Raw genomic sequence first — 16,162 nt, forward strand, 5'->3', positions numbered from 1 at the left:
TGAACGTTCCGACAGAAGAGGGTACTGTCTGAACACAGATCGTCAGTCCCTCATCCTGACGATCTGAACCCAAGAAACAACGGCCGGTGGCACCGGCAGGCCGCCGGCCGTTGTGGGGGTGCAACACCTGAGACGGGCCGAACCCGCACCCGGTAGTGCGTCTACGTTTACCACTGCCGCCACCTTCACTTACCTACCCATTCCCCATATTGGGAATGGGTTTTCCTCGTTCCGGCAGCGTTGCTCCGACGGGCGTGCCCGGGGTATCCACACGCTCGGGCGCCGGTGCCGTCACTCGGGGTGGCACGCGGGTTCCGTCGAGCGACTCGGCGCGCCCGGCCTTGTCCACATCGGTTTTTCTTTCCCGAAGCATCCGCAGCGAGGGCTTGGTGCCGGACGAAGCGTGCACCACGACAGGTATGTCCCGAGTCCGGCGCGATTTGCTCCACGGAGTGGCGATAGGTGTGCGTGCCTTCGGCCGGTTGTCTGCCGAGCGTGCGGGTGTAGGCGGCGATTTCGGTGTCGACGGCAGCTGTCCGGCACGCCCCCACGGCGTGGCCGCCGCGCCTGGAGCCTGCCGGGCGGGCGACGCAGGACCCAGCTGACCTCCCTCGGCAGGGCTGCCGGAGACGGACGGATGACTGGCAGCAAGCGCCTGATCGGACACCGAACTCGGCCGGGACAGCTCGGAACCGAATGCCGAACGTATCGGTTCGCCGAGCCCCGCGTCGCGGAAAGCCGCCGCCCCAGGGTGCGACACGTCCGGCTGGTGCGTGGAACGGGGATCAGCGGTCGAAAGCCTTTCCGCCGCAGCTAGGTCCGGGGCGGACGGCGCACCGGCAACCGACGGCTTCATCGCGGGGTCGAGGCCGGATTCACCACGTTCCGGGTCCCCAGCCGGTCGTGTCGGCCGGCCTCCGGTGTCGGCCCGTGCGTCTGCGTTGGCTTCCAAAACGCTTCGATCGCCCGGCTGTTCCGCGCTTCCGCTGGTGTCTCGTGTCGCGAAGGGCCCACGCTCAGTACTGTTTTCGGGCCTGCCCTGGCCAGCCCACTCTGCTGGCGCGGGCGCGCTCGGTCGCGACTCCAACTGTTCTCCCGACCGGCGAACGAGATCGTCCGGTGTCGGGCTAGGACCGGTCGGCGACACCATCTCCGGCGCAAGGCGATCGGCAACGTCGTCGAAGCGCGCTGGTGTGGTGAAGTCCAGTGTCGACACGTTTTCCGCGAAGGTCGCGGCGTGCTTCATGATGTCGTCGGCGTGATCATCGAGCAGCTTGGCGAATCGGTGTACCTCATCGGGTTCGATGCGCAGGGGCTTCGGACTATTCGATGGCGCGGGCACGCCGAGCGCGTGCCGGGTCGCGTCGTACACGATGCCCCTGATCATGTCGTCGATGGCCTGCTCGAGCGGTTCGATGGCCCTGCCGATGACCTCTGCGGCGATGTAGCCGATCAGGCATTCCTGCATCTGGTGGCAGATCCGGCGCGCCGCGGCGGCGACGAGAGGCGCGGACGGAGCCAGCGGAGGCGTCACCATGATCGACATGTAGGCCGCTGCCAGCGCGGCCAGTTCGGCCAGCACGGCAACTTTCACCACCGTGATCACCGTCGCCGCCGCGTACAGCGCCTGTTCCACGACCTTACAGGCGTCCTCGAGCCGATCCATATTCGTCGAACTCATGCTCGCCCAGCTGGCCACCAGTTGGTCATAGGATTCGCCCGAGTAGACCTCGCCCATGTCATCGACCACACCGGTCGCCGAGTTGTGCGTGTCCCGTACCTGCGAAGCGAACGTGCGCACATGCCTGGCAAGGGCACGCACATCGTCCTCGTTGATGTCCGGATACGGGATTCCGCACAGGTTGAGGAAGAACGCGACCTCGTGGGGCAAGTCTATGGCCACGGCCGTTTCCCCTCCACGGTCACCGGCTCACAGGACTCGGACGACAACGGCCTCGCTGGGCATGCGGGACCACTTCACCGTGGAGCCCGTGTAGGGCGCCTCGATGACCATGCCGTTACCGGCCGCGAGCTGGACATGCTCGGGGCCCCTCGCACTGAACGACCCGGCGGGGAACACCAGGTCGCCGGGGCGCACCTCATCGGGGTGGACCCGGACCCCGCTGTAGATCTGCTCGTAGGTGGTGCGGGGCAACACCACTTCGCCGCCGCTGGCCTCGGCGATCGCGTACTGGACGAGGCCCGAGCAGTCGAATCCGCCGCCGCTGGGTCCACCCGCGCCGCCCCCGCCCCAGACATAGGGGATTCCGAGCCAGCCGCTGGCGGCACGTACCGCGTTGCTGCCCTTCGTCCCATCCGAGGGAACCGTACTGCGCCGCCGCAGCCTCGAATTCGATCTCGACCTGCTTCGTGTTCGCCGCCGCCTGCGCGATGATGGCCCTTGCCGAGCCGGGCGCGCCTGCGGAACGGCAGGTGGCATGATCTTCGCGGCCTGCTGCTGCACGGCCGCGATATCGGCATTGACCTGTTTGGTGGCATTGGAGATGGTGGTCTGGGCGGCATCGAGAAGTGCGGGACCGCTGAAACGCGTGTCGGCAACCGAAGCGATCGCCTGGACCCGTGTTTGGAAATCCGCGATGTGATTACCCAGCCGTCCCCGGCCGTGAACGGTTCCGTCGCCCGACTCGCCGACGGCCTTGCTCACGATGCCGTCCTTGCCCGCATGCGATTCCGCCACCGACATCTGCATGCCCAGGGCATCTCCGTAGCGCAACGCCACCGAGCCGGCATGGGGACGCAGCTCAGCGGCGAGGGCTTGGCTCATGGACGCCGACTGGCCCGCGGGTTGGCCGTCCCCATACAGCCCGAGCAGCGATTGGAGTACGCCGTCCAGGTCGTTCGTCAGTCCCGGTACCATTCGACCGACTCGCCATCGCTCATCACCGACCGCCTCTCACAATTCTGACTAGCTATTGTGTCGTCCGGACCGAGTCGGTCGTATTCCCATTCTTGGGTGGGTTGCTCGAAACTTTGTCCCCTTCCCAATCTCGGGAAGCCGAGACAATGGGGAAGACTTCTGAGAGGCGGTGGCGAAGGCATGGCACCAACGGCGGCGGATACCAAAACCGAGAAGGTGGAAGCCCTGGCGGCCACTCCACTGGAGACTATCGCCGCCGAGGCCAAGCACTTCTGGGTGGTTGATCTGCACTGCCCACCCGGCGCTTCGGAGGGGCTGCGCGCCTTCATCGCGCTGGCGGACACCGCGATTCAAACCGCCGTCGACCTGCTCGGCCGTGGCATGACCACGCCACCACCGAAAGTCGACGATCTGCTCGAGCCCGCGTTCTACGAAACTCTCGGTAAAGGCAAGGCAGACGAGGAATACCGGAAAACCATCGACAAGGTCGAGGCCAGGCAGCTGCAGCTGCTGCAAATGGACAACAAGGTGATCAAGTCCTCGGTCACGGTGGCCGCCGAGCAGGTACAGGCCCTGCATTCGATCAAGAATATCGTGGCGGGACTGAACGCGAAACTGAAGGCCGCGGGCAACGCCAAACTCAAGCCCCCCCAAGAGCTGCCCTTGCTCGAGGCCATCGCCACCGCCGTGGAAACGGTGTACGACAAAGTCACCGCGATCGCCGATCTCAATGAGGAAGTGGCCAACGGGGGCAAGGGTGGCAAGGGTACCGGCGGGGGTCAGACCGGTGGTGGCGGCGGCGCCGCGCCTGGTGGCGGTGGCGGCGGTGGTGACGGCGGACTGTCTTCGCTGCTTCCGATGCTCATGATGCCGCTGATGGCGGCGGCACCGTTGGTGGCGCAGATACCCGAGATGCTGCAAAAAGCCGAAGAGGACAAGGCGGAGAAAGCGGAGAAAGCCGAGCAGAACCAGAAGGGCACCGCTCCACCGCCCGGCAATCAGGGCGCGCCCGCGCCGGCGGCGCCGCCGGGCGATCCGAACGCCCCCGCACCCGCTCCAGCCGGCGATCCCAACGCGGCACCGGCCGCGAACGCTTCCGGCGAACCGCAGGTGGTTCCGGCCGCGGCTACTGTGCCGCCCGGCCAAGTGCAGGCCCGGCGGGCTCGGAACGTGGCGCCGAACGGACAGCCGGGCCAAGAACAGCCTGAACCAGACGACGAAGCGGCTCCGGAAGAAAGCGCCGTTATCGAGGCGTAGTCGGTCGAGCGGCTATGCGACCGGCGAGGAACGATTCCCGACCGCACGACGCTTCGGATCCGCTGGTGCGGAACCTGAAGACACGAGCTGCGGTTAGTGAGAGTCGCCCCCTCGGCGCCCGCCGAAGGGATGAAGCCCTGGAGTCGCCCTAGCCGCCCCTCGACTCGGGCGTGTTGTGCGGGTCGAGGGGCACTGGCAGAGCGTTGCAATCACTTGCAGCCCGGCGTCGGTCACCACGATAAAGCCGGTGCGGCTGGCTGATGCACCAGCCATGTTGCTCACGACAAGGTCGGTCCACGACAGCTGCTGCGACCGCCGCCGCTGCCGTGACGATTCGCATGACATTGCCGCTATCCATATCCGGGTTTCCGAGCGGTATGCGTCCGTATGCATGCGCAGGTGTGGTTTTCAGAGCGGCGGCCGAGTTGGCTGCCCCGCTGGCGAAACGCATGAGGCATCGCGCAGCCGCACCGGCACCGGCACCGGCACCGGCACCGAATCCAGGGGCCGCTCTCCAGAGTTCAGACTCGAGAGTGGACGCCACTTGGATGGCGGCCAGGGAGGCTCAGCACTGTGCTGTGCCCCCAGCCGATGGCCGGACTCGCTCAGCCGTCGAGCTCGAGCTCCTCGGGCTCACACCGGCCTCGCATCAGCATCCGGCTTCGATCAGCGCGGCGTCATCTTCACAAGCGCCGGTCACCTCACGACTCCGTATCGCCGCCGCTCGGCTCCATCGTGCACGACCGCGCGCTGGGTCCTCGGTTCACTCGCCGGCGCTTGCTCACGACCGCTCCGGAGGCGCGACCGGGGGTGGCGTCGACGGCGCCACCACGGCGGTGGGCGGCGGCCCCGCAACGACATCCGGTGCGGTGACCGAAGGGACCGTGGGCCGAGCAACGCGCTCGGGCTGCGCGGCGGTGGACACGGGCGCGGGCGTCGAGACGAACTGTGGGTGCTGCGTGATCTGTTCGTGCGCGTATACGGCGTCGCGCAGTGTCTGCCTGCTCGACTCCTCCGCGAGCAACAGCGCCAGCTCGTTGCATCGGCGCTCGAAGACCATGCTGCGCAACGGCGACGCCGCCGTGTCGACACGCAGCTGCCCGATCTCCACCCGGCCGACGTCGACGCGTTGTCCGAGCATCGATGCCGCCAGGAGATCGTCGGCGTCGCGCAGTTCATTCCACAGATCGGGCGACACCGACTTTCCAGCCTGCAGCGCGGCAAGAATACGTTCCCGCACCTGCCGCGACGCGGCGGCCTCGGCGGGCACCGGTCCGGATCGCCCGACCTGCGTGTGCGCGTCGGCGGCGAGTTCCAGGCAGCGGGATCGGACCTGTGCGTCGGGCACCGCCGACACATGTTCCAGGGCCGCGATCGAACCGGCCAGGCCGAGGCGATCAGCTGTGTCGGGTGTGAATTCGCGCAGGTCGACGTCGTAGGACGGACCGACGAGTCCTTCCATCGCCGCGTCACTGAATCGGGAACGCAGGCCCGGGTCGATCGGCCCGGACGACACCAGCGCCGACAATTGCGCGTTCGCCTTGGCACCCCAGGCCAAACCGAATTCGGCCAGTACCCGGGCCGGGTCCGTCACGCCCTCCCACGGCGATCCGCTGCCGTCTCCCTCGGTCAGCAACTCGTCCCAGTTCCACGGGGTGGAGACCTCGCGCGGCAGGAACAGGCCCGCAGGCAACCAGCCACGGCCTTCGTTCGAGGTGATGAATACGCCGGCTCCGCCCGGACCCCGCAGCACCGCTACCGACCAGGCCATGCCCACCGGGGAGTCCACCGCCGCCAGCACGCTGCCGAGCAGGGTCTTGGCCAGCACCAGGTCGTCGTTCACCTGGCCGCCGACCACATACGCCGGTTCGGACTCCTTGTCCTTGGCGGCCGCGACGGCCGCGCCGAACGGAGTCGAGACCGGCAGCGGCATGGGCGGCAAGTCCGGCCGACCGGTCGCACCGCTGGGTGGCTGCCCGGATCCTCGGTCGTCGGAGGAGTAGAGCGGTCCAGCACCAGGTGCCATGCCCGCACCGGTCGGCGCCGTCACACCGGTGCTCGATGGCCCGGTCGAAGCCGTGGCGTTCGGGTTCGGTGCGCCGCTCGCGGAATCCGTCGGCGCCGTGATCGGACCGGACGGCATGCCCGTGTTCGACGGTGTCGCCCCATTCTGCCCAGGTTCCGCGCCGAGCGGGCTGGTCTGGGTGGTATCCGGTCCAACTGACGTCGGGCCGCCGGGGGGGCCACCGGGCGGAGGGGTGAACGGTTGCGTCGGCCCACCGGGACCGAGCGGATCGGTGGACGCTCCGACCGGGACGACCGGGGGCGATTGGCCGTCGGTCAGGCCACCGGCCTGCCGGATCTGCGAAGCGCCATCCAGGTCGGCTTGTTCGTAGGCGTCCGCGGAATCCCGCAACGCCTTCGCGGTGCGGGCGTGCTCGTCGGCCAATGCGTCACCCGCGCGCTGCCGGGCGTCGTAGTACCGCTCCAGCGCCTCGTAGACCGGCCAGGCGATTTTGCCGTAGGTGGGCAGGAAACTCGCGAGCCAATCCGTCGGCGGTTTGGCCCATTCCCGGGTATCGCGCTCGACCTGGTCGTGTTGGAGAGCCAGCTGACGCAATACCGCAGGGTCGACCTCTATCCCGTTTGGCATGCTCATGCTCGATCAAAATCCTTTCCCACCACAGGTCTTCCTATTGTCAATCCTTCCCACTGGTGGGGAGAATTGCTCATGCCCGGTGTCGTGAGACCTTTATTTCACTTGGGCGCCAATATGTTTCGCATTCCGCCGCCACCTCGTTCTGCCCGGCTCAATGTCCCGGACCCGCCGTGATGGTCGGACGACGAGCGCGACCGCCTACGGGCGCCGGTGCGGTCGGTTGGATGAATGCCGGGTGGCCGATGACCTGTGCGTGGGCGTATACCGCGTCGCGCAGACTCTGGCGCGTCGTGGCGTCCGCCAGCAGGAGCACGAGTTCATCGCACCGTCGCTCGAAGACCATGGCGCGCAGAGCGGCCGTCTCCGAGGCCGACCTGCCGTCGTCGGCGCGCAACTCGCCCAGCGCGACCCGGGACACGTCCGCACGCCGCGCCAGCATCGATGCGGCGAGCAGGTCGTCGGCGTCGCGCAACTCCTCCCACCACTCCTGCGGCACCTCGCGGCGCTGCCGCAACGCGGCGAGGATGCGATCGCGTGCCGCGGGCGCCCCCAGCGCGGCCGGGGAGCCAAGGCCGGCCTTGTGCACACGAACGTGGGCGTCCGAGGCCAATTCCCAGCATCGCCAGGCGATCTCCGCCTCCGGGGTCGCCATGGCACGCCGCACCAGCGCCTGCGCCCCGACCAGTTCGAGACGGTCGACCAGCCCCGGCTTCGGCGCACTGAGATCCATCGCAGGCGAGGCGCCCACCTCGCCTTCCATCGGCACCTCACCCAACTGCCTGCGCAGATCCGCGGCGATCTCGCCCGACGACACGACGGCCGTCAACCGGGCACCCGACTTACGCCCCCAGACCAGCCCGAACTCGGCCAGCACCCGCGCGGGGTCGGCCACACCCTCCCAGGCGCTCCCGTCGGAGACCTCCCAGACCCACGGAGTGGACACCTCGCGCGGCAGATACAGCCCGGCGGGCAACCAGCCGCGACCCTCGTTCGAGGTCACAAACGCGCTGATTCCACTCTGATGCCGCATCACCGACACCGCCCACCCGAGGCCGACGACCGCGTCGCCGCCCGCGGCGAGCACTCCGCTCAGTAACGTGCGCGCCAACACCAGGTCACCGTCGACCCGCTCGCCCAGCACGAACGCGGGTGCGGCGGCGGAAGTCATGGCTGCGCCGACTACGTCGCGGATCAGTTCGTCGCTGCCTTCGGCTTCGTTCTTCGCGGCGCCCGCGTTCTGATTGGTCCGTTCCGGCGGCCCCTGCACAGCGCCGCTGGATCCACCCGACGGCGGTGCCGACTGCCCCGCCGTGACCCTCGGCACGACGGCGGGCCCGCGGGAATCGGTCGGTGGCGCACTCGGCTTGGCTTGGATCGGCGGCGGTCCCGAGCCCGCCTGTGCCGCCGGGGCGGAAACCATGGACCCTGACGGAGGGGCCGATACCGCCGATGCGGCTGGTGGTGCGATGGGTGGCGCAACGATGAAAGGGGTTGGCACCGACGCGGCCGGGCCGGCCGTCGGTGCCGCCATCGCGGCGAACGGTTCGACACCGGCTTGCTGGCGCGATTCCGCGGCGGAAGCAGTCGTCGACCGGTCGCCGATCGTCGAGTCCGTTCCCTCGACCGGTGACTCCGGTTCGATCGCATCCGGATCGGCGCCATCCGCCGAGACATCTCGGCCCGAATCGGTGGACTCACTCTCCGCAACCGGCGCACGTGCCGGGCCCGCGGCGGGTGAACCCGGTCCGTCCGCGGTAACGGCGGGTGAATAGCCCACGGGGGTCGTCGTCGGTCCGGGCCCACTGGTGACAGGCGTGGGGCCCGTCGGCGGAGGAACAGCGGGAGTGCCTTCGGTGGGAACGGAATTCGATGGTTCCCCGAGTTCGATTCCCGGCGCGAGCGGGTCGATCAGTGACTGATCGCCGGTGCTATCGGCATCCGGAAACAGCGAGATCGGAAAGACGTCCTCCGGTCCAGGCGGCCCAGGTGGTCCGCTGTGCGGCGGAGTGCCGGAGTGGTCTTCGGCGGGCCGGTGCTGTGGATAGTCGTCACCAGGCCGGCCCGGTATCGAAGGTCCGATTCCGAGCTCATCGCGGAGCCGGGGCAAGCTCGGCAGGTCAGGAATCGAATTCAGCGCAGCCCGGATGACATCCTCCACGTCTTCCCGTGCCGCGGCGATGATCCCCGGAATCCGATCCCGGATTGCCTGGGCGTCGGATTCGTCCTCCTCCCCGGCGGCGGCGCGATTGGTCGCGTCGATCTTCGAGGTGGCGTTCTCGAAGATGTCCAGAATCTTGTTTTGGGTCCGGTACACCAGGTCGGAGAAGTCCCCGAAAGTGTCCGCCACGACCTCCAGGGCATCGGCGAACGCCTGTGGGTGCGCACGCTGGCGGAGCATGTCGTCCTTGATCGGTTGCAGGCCCGCGCTCGAGCGCGCCCGCTCGTCGAAGTCGCGCCGACGGCCTTCGGCGTCCAACAAGTCCAGCGACGATGCGCCCTCACGCGCCAGATTCTCGAGCGCGCTCCAGTCCGGTGGGTCGATCACCGGCCAGTTGTCGCCGACGATTGCGTCCCAGTGCGGACTGTCGCTGTGCGGTGGCATCGGCGAATCAGGTCGATGCGGAGTGACGACCCACCGTGGAGGCCCCCTCCTGGTCGGCGTGGTGGAGGGCGACGGACACCTGCGTGGTGTGCTCGGGAATCACGTCGGCCCCACGACGATTGGTCCCGACCAGAGACAGCAGCGCCTCTCGTATCTCGTCGGTGTACCCCGCAAGCGGTATCTCGAGTTTCGACTGCGGAGATCGTGGCACAACGAAGCCCCGAGCGATCTGCTCGACCTGGCCGCCGACCGTGACGATCGCGGTCCGGAACTTCTGCGCGGCGGCCACGACCTCGTGGTGCTCGTCTAAATCCAGTTGGTCGGGCATGTCGGTGTCCTGTCTCGAAGTCGATGGGAGGGATCAGGAATCGCGTCGGAACTCGGACTCCTCCATGGCCCGATACGACGACTCGGTCGGAAGGTCGAACGAGTCGATCGTGTAGGGGCGAGTGCCGTTGTACTCCATCTCGGCGCGCAACCCGACCCGCGACTTCGCGTGCGCCAACCGGGCGAGCCGGACGATCTCGGCGGCCAGCCAGCCGTCGCCGTTGTCGCGGGCATCGTCGGTGATATACAGACCGATGATCTCCCCGTCGCGGTCACAGCCGACGCCGACGGTGTGATCGGGGTTGAACACCTCGTAGGTCCTCCTCCGCCAGTCCGGGGGGGCGGCGTCAGGATCGTCGTCGACGTCGATATCGTCCATGTCGATCGGATGCATGTCGGTCATCGGGTGCTCTCTCAGAGTCGTTCGGCAGATTGAGAACTGATCGTGTAGCCGGCGTCGTCAGCCGTGGCGTCCAAGCGCGCCGCCAACGCCGACCACGCGGCGTCCTCGATACGCATGACCTGGCGTAGCTGCCAGAATCGCGCGCCGAGGTACATCTCACCGGTGCCATCAGGCGCGACGTCGAGATGATCGGGACCGTCGGTGGTCGCGTTCAACGTCACCGCGGTGACCGGTGGGCGCGTGTCGTCGATGTTCACCAGGGTGGCGCCGCCGCCGGGGATGAAACTCTGCCGCAACCGGGCGCTGGTGCCGACCGCGACGTCGGCGCTGTTGGTGGTGATGGTGATCTCCGGGTTCAGCAGCAACTGCATCACCCAGGACCGGGCCGCCTGCTCGGGGTGATCGGCGTTGATCGCGATCGCGAGGGTCTCGGCCAAGTCGATCACGAGCACCGAATCCGTAGTCGTGACACCGGCGATCACCAGACGCTTTGCAGTGCCGACCGGATACGGCAGATCGTCGGCGGCCAAGGACACCGCATCCGCGCCTGCCCCGCCTCCGGTCGCGGGATGCGCGGTGACGGTGCCGGTAGCGACATCGATCGTGTAGGCGACGATCGTCTCGGCCATGCCTTCCGCGACCCCGGCCAGACGCACCAGCCCCTCGTCGTGCAACCACCGCACCGTATCCGCGATGGTGACCTCTGGGACCGGCTCACTCATGCCTGCACCTCACCGGCGCTCGGCCTCGGCACCAGCGAGTGCTCGGCTGCGTCCATCGTTCGTTCGCTCATCCCGCCTGCCCGGATACCGTGGTGACCGGCTCGGTTTCGTCAGGGGCCGGCGCTTCCATGATGCTTTCGTACTGCCGCGCCGCGTCGGCGGTGCTCTCCCGGATGGCAGACATGATCTCGTTGACCAGCTCGGGGCAGGTCAGCCGGTCGGCGGTGCCAGGTGCCAGGTAGAGATCGGTCAGCCTGCCCATGGCGTCGACCTCCGGGATGACCGCACCGCTCGGCGACGGCCTGCGCGCACGGATGTTGTCGATCTTCTCCCGCATCTCGGCGATCCGGTGCCGCAGGTCGCGGGCGGCATCCAAGGCCGCCTGCACGTCTGGGTGGATGGAACTCACGACTCCACCTCGCTGCGTTCCCTCATGCGTTACCTCCGGATTGACTCTGGGTCTGGTTGCTCGGTCCGGGCGTCGGCGGGGTCACGGCCGGTGCGATCGTCGGCCGCTCGCCGATCACCGCTTCGGTGTGCGGTGTGTCGTCGACATACATCAGGCGGTCAGGATGCCATGCCACCACACGGTTGCGTTCGTTGCCGTTTCCCGCGTTGCCCATGCCCGGTGCCATCGGCATGTACGGCATCATCGGCGAACCGGCGCGCGCGGCAGCCGCGTTGGCGGCCGACGACGTGGAGAGGGGTTCGATCACCGGTGTACGCGGCATGGATGACGAACTCATACTCGCCGATGCGGCCAGCGGCAAGGGTGTGGCCGAGACGGTTTCGGCGGTGACGTCCGAGATGCTGGTACCCAGATTGCCGATCGGCGTCCCGCTGGGGCTGCCCGTACCGAGGCCACTCGGGATGCCGAGGTCGTCGTAGCCGTACTCGTCGATGCCGTAGTCGTCGTAGGCCTCGTCCGACTGGCCGAGCTCGCTCAGTGGCATTCCGGCCGAGGCCATCGCGCTCATCAGCGCGGGCAGCATCTGGTTCAGCGCGCTGCTGTCGCCACCGCCGCTGCCGTTGGCTTCGCCAGTTCCCGCACCCGCCCCGACCTTGGAGCCGACCTCGGTCGTGTATCCGGTGATCGTCTCCAGCGAGCGGGCGTTCTGCTCGTTGAATTTCGCCAGCGCCGCCTGGATGCCGAGCTCGTTCTTCGAGCGCATCTGGCGGAGCAACTCCTTGCGCGCCGCGATGATCTCCTCCGGCGTCGGGTGTTTCGCCTTCGCCGTCCGGAACGCGTTGCTGTAGGTGTCGATTCCGTCGGCCAGTAGTCCGAGGCCCGTGCCGAGCTGGTCGAGCCACCCCCGATGCTGACCGAGTTCGGCCGCCGCCGCCGCGCCCACCGGCTCCCAGTTCTGCATCGCCCGCACCGCCGAGTCGACGCCCTCGGTGGCGGCGAGATGCTGGCCACCGGTGAATTTGCGCAATTCGTTCGCGAATCCTGTTGCCGCGCCCGGCCCCGGACCTGCATGCAATTGCCGCGCGAAAGTCAACGGGTCGACGGCGCCGCCGGCGACCGGGAACCGGAGCGTGGGCGGCCGCCGTTGACCGACCTCTTGGACCTCTCCGACCGGATCGGCGGCAATGTCGCCGCCGGAGCCGCCGATTCTACGCGCGCCCTCGTCATCCGCCGTGGTGTAGTCGACCGCCGCCTTGCCGATGTTGGCGGCGGTGCGCTGAATCTCATTGAGCACACCGGCCATGCCGTTGAGCAGCGATATCGCCTGCGCGTTGAGCTGCGGCACGGCTTCGGCCGAGATCGGATCGCCCCCGGCGGGTACAACCCATCCGCCCGGCAGCGCCGCGCCCGTATCGCGCGCCAGCGCTGCGAGCTTCGCCGCCGTGGCAACGAGTTCCTGTGGATCGACATTTAGCGGCGGCATCGCAACCTCCTCTCCTCATCTGCCGCAAACCTCCTCGCGCGATCAGCCCGCCGCGACAACCGGCATTGCCGCGTTCGCGGACTGATCGGCCGAGCCCGTCATCGCCGGGGGCGCTGCCCCGTCCGCCGGCGCGGTCAACTCGATGCCCTTCGGATGCGCGAATCCGGTGAACTGACCGAACTTCTCTGCGAAGTCGGACATCTCCGACCCCTTCCCGCCATCGCCGGTCATGAGCATGCTGAACGGCTTCAGCTCGCCGTTGACGACCACCTCCAGCGTGCCACTCTCAGGCGCGCCACCCTCCTGGGAGCCGAACACCACGACGAGCGCGGTGCCCTTGTCCCAGGTGGCGACATCGCCGGTCATCAGCTGGTGCGGATCGACACGATCGCCGATCTGCTTCTGTTCCGACCACTTCGCCGACGTCTTCTCGTAGGCCTTCTGTGCGTCGGTGCCGCTCTTGTTGCCGAACGCCGCGTCCAATGCTTGGGCGACCAGCACGGACACCTTCTGCGTACGGCCGTCGGGGAAGGTGTACACCACGCTGCCGTCCGCACCCGGTGTGCGAGTGGGCGCGCCAGTAGGCTGCGTGGAAGACGTTGTGCCGGTTGGCTGTCCGTGGTGCGTCGCCGGAGCTGTCGTGGATTGCTGCACCGCGGCGGGCTGCGCCGTGACCGGCGCCGTGACCGGCGGCGGTGCGACCGCGGCGATTTCGTCCTCGAAGCGGTCCGGATCCAGCTCCCTACGCCGGTTGTTCAAGTCCTGATCGGCCATGTTTCGCATCATCGCCTGCTGCTGCATCATCTGCATCAGCGGACCGAGCATGTCCATGCCGGAGCCCATCGGGGAGGCCGCGGGCTGCATGGCAGGGGTGGTCGGCGTCGTCGTGCCCGGGACATTCCCGAGACCGTCGCTCGGACCGGGCGTTTGGCTGCCCAGACCGGAGTCGTCCGGCGTCAGGCTGCCATCGGTGCCGATATCGTCCAGGCCGAGATCACCCATGTCGATCTCACCAGGTGCAAATGGATCACTGAGGCCGGGGTCGTTCAGGTCGTAATCGCCCGGCTCGAGCGGCAGCGGAGTCCCCGCCGGATTCGCCACCGCCTCTTCCAGAGCCTTAATTCGCTCGAGGAGTTCCTCGGTCATGGCCGTCTGCTCGTCGATGTCGTCGCCGTGTTCTTCTTGCTCGTCTAGCGCCTCTGTCATGATTGTCACGGACGCATCCATACCGGCTGCAATGTACTGCATGACATGCTGGTCCTCATTGATCTCGTCCGCGGGCGGAGTTGATGCCGCAGTGTTGAGATCGTTGATCAGAGTCGTGATGTAACCGCGAGCGGTCTCAGCGGAAATATCTGAACTCTCGACCTTCTCCTCGACTTTCGCATCCTGCGCTTGCAGGGCGTCGAAAGACGCACTGAGCTTGCTGTTCACCTGCATATAGGCGTCGAACATGCTCGACCTGGCTTCTCCCATGGTGACTTGCGGCACCGAACCTTTCTTCGGCACGCCCTCCGTCTTGGATCTCGTACCGAAAGCCTCCCAGTCCTCTTTCAGAATCGTGAGAAGGGACTTTTGTTCTGCGTCGACTTCAAGCCAGTCTTCGATCTGAGGGGACAGCGTGAGCCGTTCACTCGGCCAATTTGGGTCACGTATGTCGGGAACATACAAGACCGGCATGTCATCGCCGCTCATGCAGGCACCGATGTAGTATTAAACCTGTATTCAGCGCCCGCCGGGCGTACAGGGAGCAGTGCGGGGATCGCCTGCTGCTCCGGCTGCGCCGCGGGCTTCACGCCGTGCTGGCCACCCGCGATCCCGGCAGTCACGCTGGAACCGAGCAACCAACCTCTGGCGGAATTCCCCGACCACCGGCCAAACCCAGTCCTCGCACCACGAGCGACACCCGGCCGGAACCCACCTGCGAACGCCCCCGCCACACTCCGTCCGCCCGCAGTCGCCATGGCTCTTGCGGCACCGCCGAGGAATCCGCCTCCCAGTGACAAGACACCAGTTTGAGCAGCATTTGTCCAGATTTCTTCCGTGCTGCCACCCTCAGCCCAGGTGAACGCCGCTTCCGCCAGCCCCCCGGCTATGGCAGCGCCTGCCGCAGTCCCAAGCCCTGGAGCGATCAACGACCCAACTGCGCCACCGACAATGGAGGCGCCGGTGGTCACCGCAAACTTACCGACATCAGGCCATGAGAAGCCGAACAACCCCATGAGATCACCTACCTGCTGCTAGGGCGAGCGCTTGTCCACCACGACCGGCCAGTCGCTTTGGCTTCGATCTCCCCCATTGGCGGCTGACACCCCCTAGTCGAAGGCTCACAGAGTTCGTGTATCACCACGGCCACGTCCGCCTCTCGATCAAATGTCTCATCGTGGAGCGGAGCAGTGACCGACCATGAGTGAGACCTACTTTCGACGTGTTCATTGTCGAGGATTCCCAACTGTCGAGGATTCCCAACTACGGGAAGCATCGTCCTGGCCCGACCGGTCAGGATGGTTGCCGAAGACTTACATTGTCATACGTGAATCGCCCGGGCCGCCAGACCGTTTCCCAGCCCACGGTGACCGAGTAGGAGGAAGTACCGGATGAACCTCCCTCGCCTACTGCTCGGACGTGCCGCCTGCGCCGTCTCCACCCGTCGATCGGGCCGTCGACTCGGGAAGTGCTATGACCACCGCTGAGGTCTGGCCCGCAAACGTCGAAGTAGAAGCGAAAGACCCGGGAACGGCGGAAGATCAGCAGCCCGGGCCGGTCACTCCATGGTCTAACCGGCCCAGACAGCAGCCTCCGCGGCCGGGCACGACTGCACCTGAGCAGTCGGGGGTTCCGTCGCCGGGGCCTGGTCAGTCGAATGGTGTTCCTGGTCCGGGTCAGTCGAATGGTGCTGGGCAGGCGGATCAGTCTGGGCAGCAGGGCGTTCCGGGTCAGTCGGGTCAGCCGGGTGTTGCTGGTCCGGGTGGTGTGCCGGGTGCGGGTCAGCCGGGGCAGCCTGGTCAGCCGGGCCAGGCTGACCCTGGTCAGGCGGTGCCGGTTGAGCCGCAGCAGCCGGTGGCGCCGGGTGGTGTGGTGGCTCCGCAGGCTCAGCAGGTGCCGCCGCCGGGTGGTGGGGAGGGTGAGGCGCCGTCATCGCCGGTGGATGCGGATGTGGTGGGGGATTTGTTGCCGGTTGCGGCGATGGCTGCGCCGATGGCGATGGCGATGTTGCCGATGATTGCGTCGGCGTTGGCGGGGTTGGGTGGTGGTGGTGGGGGTGGGGGTGCTGCGGCGGCGCCGGTGGCGGCGGAGGCTGGTGAGGGTGCTGGGGGTTTGTCGCCAGAGGCGGCGCGGGCGTTGGAGGTGTTGAAGGCGTTGGAGGCGGTGTATGGGGAGAATCCGTCGGATCCGCAGGTGCGGGAGTTGCAGCAGCAGTT

General features: G+C 67.4%; 11 protein-coding genes and 1 pseudogene. 1 reads left to right on the forward strand and 11 read right to left on the reverse strand.

Going from position 1 to position 16,162, the window contains the following annotated elements; translation table 11 throughout:
* Window positions 1-193: 193 nt before the first annotated feature.
* Both AB0M45_RS31935 and AB0M45_RS31940 read right to left on the reverse strand, forming a co-directional pair.
* Window positions 194-1,903, reverse strand: a complete 1,710-nt coding sequence (locus tag AB0M45_RS31935; RefSeq protein WP_364336839.1) for a hypothetical protein — start codon at window positions 1,901-1,903, stop codon at window positions 194-196.
* 27 nt (window positions 1,904-1,930) lie between these two features.
* The gene (locus AB0M45_RS31940) at window positions 1,931-2,878 is read right to left on the reverse strand and encodes a C40 family peptidase (protein ID WP_364336841.1); all 948 of its coding nucleotides are present in this window, start codon (window positions 2,876-2,878) and stop codon (window positions 1,931-1,933) included.
* A 96-nt stretch (window positions 2,879-2,974) separates the two neighbouring features.
* Between AB0M45_RS31940 and AB0M45_RS31945 the strand changes: the two genes are divergently transcribed.
* Complete coding sequence (locus AB0M45_RS31945; RefSeq protein WP_364336860.1) at window positions 2,975-4,135, forward strand: hypothetical protein; 1,161 nt, start codon at window positions 2,975-2,977, stop codon at window positions 4,133-4,135.
* 781 nt (window positions 4,136-4,916) lie between these two features.
* On the opposite strand, the gene AB0M45_RS31950 is transcribed toward AB0M45_RS31945, so the two are convergent.
* The 9 genes and pseudogenes from AB0M45_RS31950 to AB0M45_RS31990 form a co-directional block, all read right to left on the reverse strand.
* Window positions 4,917-6,794, reverse strand: coding sequence for a type VII secretion target (locus tag AB0M45_RS31950; RefSeq protein WP_364336844.1), 1,878 nt, complete (start codon window positions 6,792-6,794; stop codon window positions 4,917-4,919).
* Window positions 6,795-6,945: 151 nt separating this feature from the next.
* Window positions 6,946-9,396 carry a hypothetical protein gene (locus tag AB0M45_RS31955; protein WP_364336846.1) on the reverse strand — a complete coding sequence of 817 codons (2,451 nt, stop codon included), beginning with the start codon at window positions 9,394-9,396 and terminating at the stop codon, window positions 6,946-6,948.
* A gap of 7 nt (window positions 9,397-9,403) precedes the next feature.
* Entirely contained in the window at window positions 9,404-9,724 is a 321-nt protein-coding gene (locus AB0M45_RS31960) for a hypothetical protein (RefSeq protein ID WP_364336848.1), read from the reverse strand.
* A 33-nt stretch (window positions 9,725-9,757) separates the two neighbouring features.
* Window positions 9,758-10,126, reverse strand: a complete 369-nt coding sequence (locus AB0M45_RS31965; RefSeq protein ID WP_364336850.1) for a hypothetical protein — start codon at window positions 10,124-10,126, stop codon at window positions 9,758-9,760.
* A gap of 11 nt (window positions 10,127-10,137) precedes the next feature.
* The gene (locus tag AB0M45_RS31970; protein ID WP_364336852.1) at window positions 10,138-10,848 is read right to left on the reverse strand and encodes a hypothetical protein; all 711 of its coding nucleotides are present in this window, start codon (window positions 10,846-10,848) and stop codon (window positions 10,138-10,140) included.
* A 67-nt stretch (window positions 10,849-10,915) separates the two neighbouring features.
* Window positions 10,916-11,257 (reverse strand): hypothetical protein, encoded by a 342-nt coding sequence (locus AB0M45_RS31975; protein ID WP_364336854.1) that lies wholly within the window; start codon window positions 11,255-11,257, stop codon window positions 10,916-10,918.
* A gap of 22 nt (window positions 11,258-11,279) precedes the next feature.
* Complete coding sequence (locus tag AB0M45_RS31980) at window positions 11,280-12,740, reverse strand: PPE domain-containing protein (protein ID WP_364336856.1); 1,461 nt, start codon at window positions 12,738-12,740, stop codon at window positions 11,280-11,282.
* Between the two features lie 42 nt (window positions 12,741-12,782).
* Window positions 12,783-14,249 carry a hypothetical protein gene (locus AB0M45_RS31985; RefSeq protein WP_364336858.1) on the reverse strand — a complete coding sequence of 489 codons (1,467 nt, stop codon included), beginning with the start codon at window positions 14,247-14,249 and terminating at the stop codon, window positions 12,783-12,785.
* Between the two features lie 1,583 nt (window positions 14,250-15,832).
* Window positions 15,833-16,162 (reverse strand): annotated as a pseudogene (locus AB0M45_RS31990) (hypothetical protein); the annotation flags it as partial.

It is taken from the genome of Nocardia sp. NPDC051787 (assembly GCF_040681325.1).
GTDB lineage: Bacteria > Actinomycetota > Actinomycetes > Mycobacteriales > Mycobacteriaceae > Nocardia.

What these genes read in the sequence shown, in the direction of transcription:
- AB0M45_RS31940 (WP_364336841.1), bottom strand. Translation starts at nt 2,878, where the DNA reads ATGGTACCGGGACTGACGAACGACCTGGACGGCGTACTCCAATCGCTG.
- AB0M45_RS31970 (WP_364336852.1), bottom strand. Translation starts at nt 10,848, where the DNA reads ATGAGTGAGCCGGTCCCAGAGGTCACCATCGCGGATACGGTGCGGTGG.
- AB0M45_RS31955 (WP_364336846.1), bottom strand. Translation starts at nt 9,396, where the DNA reads ATGCCACCGCACAGCGACAGTCCGCACTGGGACGCAATCGTCGGCGAC.
- AB0M45_RS31960 (WP_364336848.1), bottom strand. Translation starts at nt 9,724, where the DNA reads ATGCCCGACCAACTGGATTTAGACGAGCACCACGAGGTCGTGGCCGCC.
- AB0M45_RS31950 (WP_364336844.1), bottom strand. Translation starts at nt 6,794, where the DNA reads ATGAGCATGCCAAACGGGATAGAGGTCGACCCTGCGGTATTGCGTCAG.
- AB0M45_RS31980 (WP_364336856.1), bottom strand. Translation starts at nt 12,740, where the DNA reads ATGCCGCCGCTAAATGTCGATCCACAGGAACTCGTTGCCACGGCGGCG.
- AB0M45_RS31965 (WP_364336850.1), bottom strand. Translation starts at nt 10,126, where the DNA reads ATGACCGACATGCATCCGATCGACATGGACGATATCGACGTCGACGAC.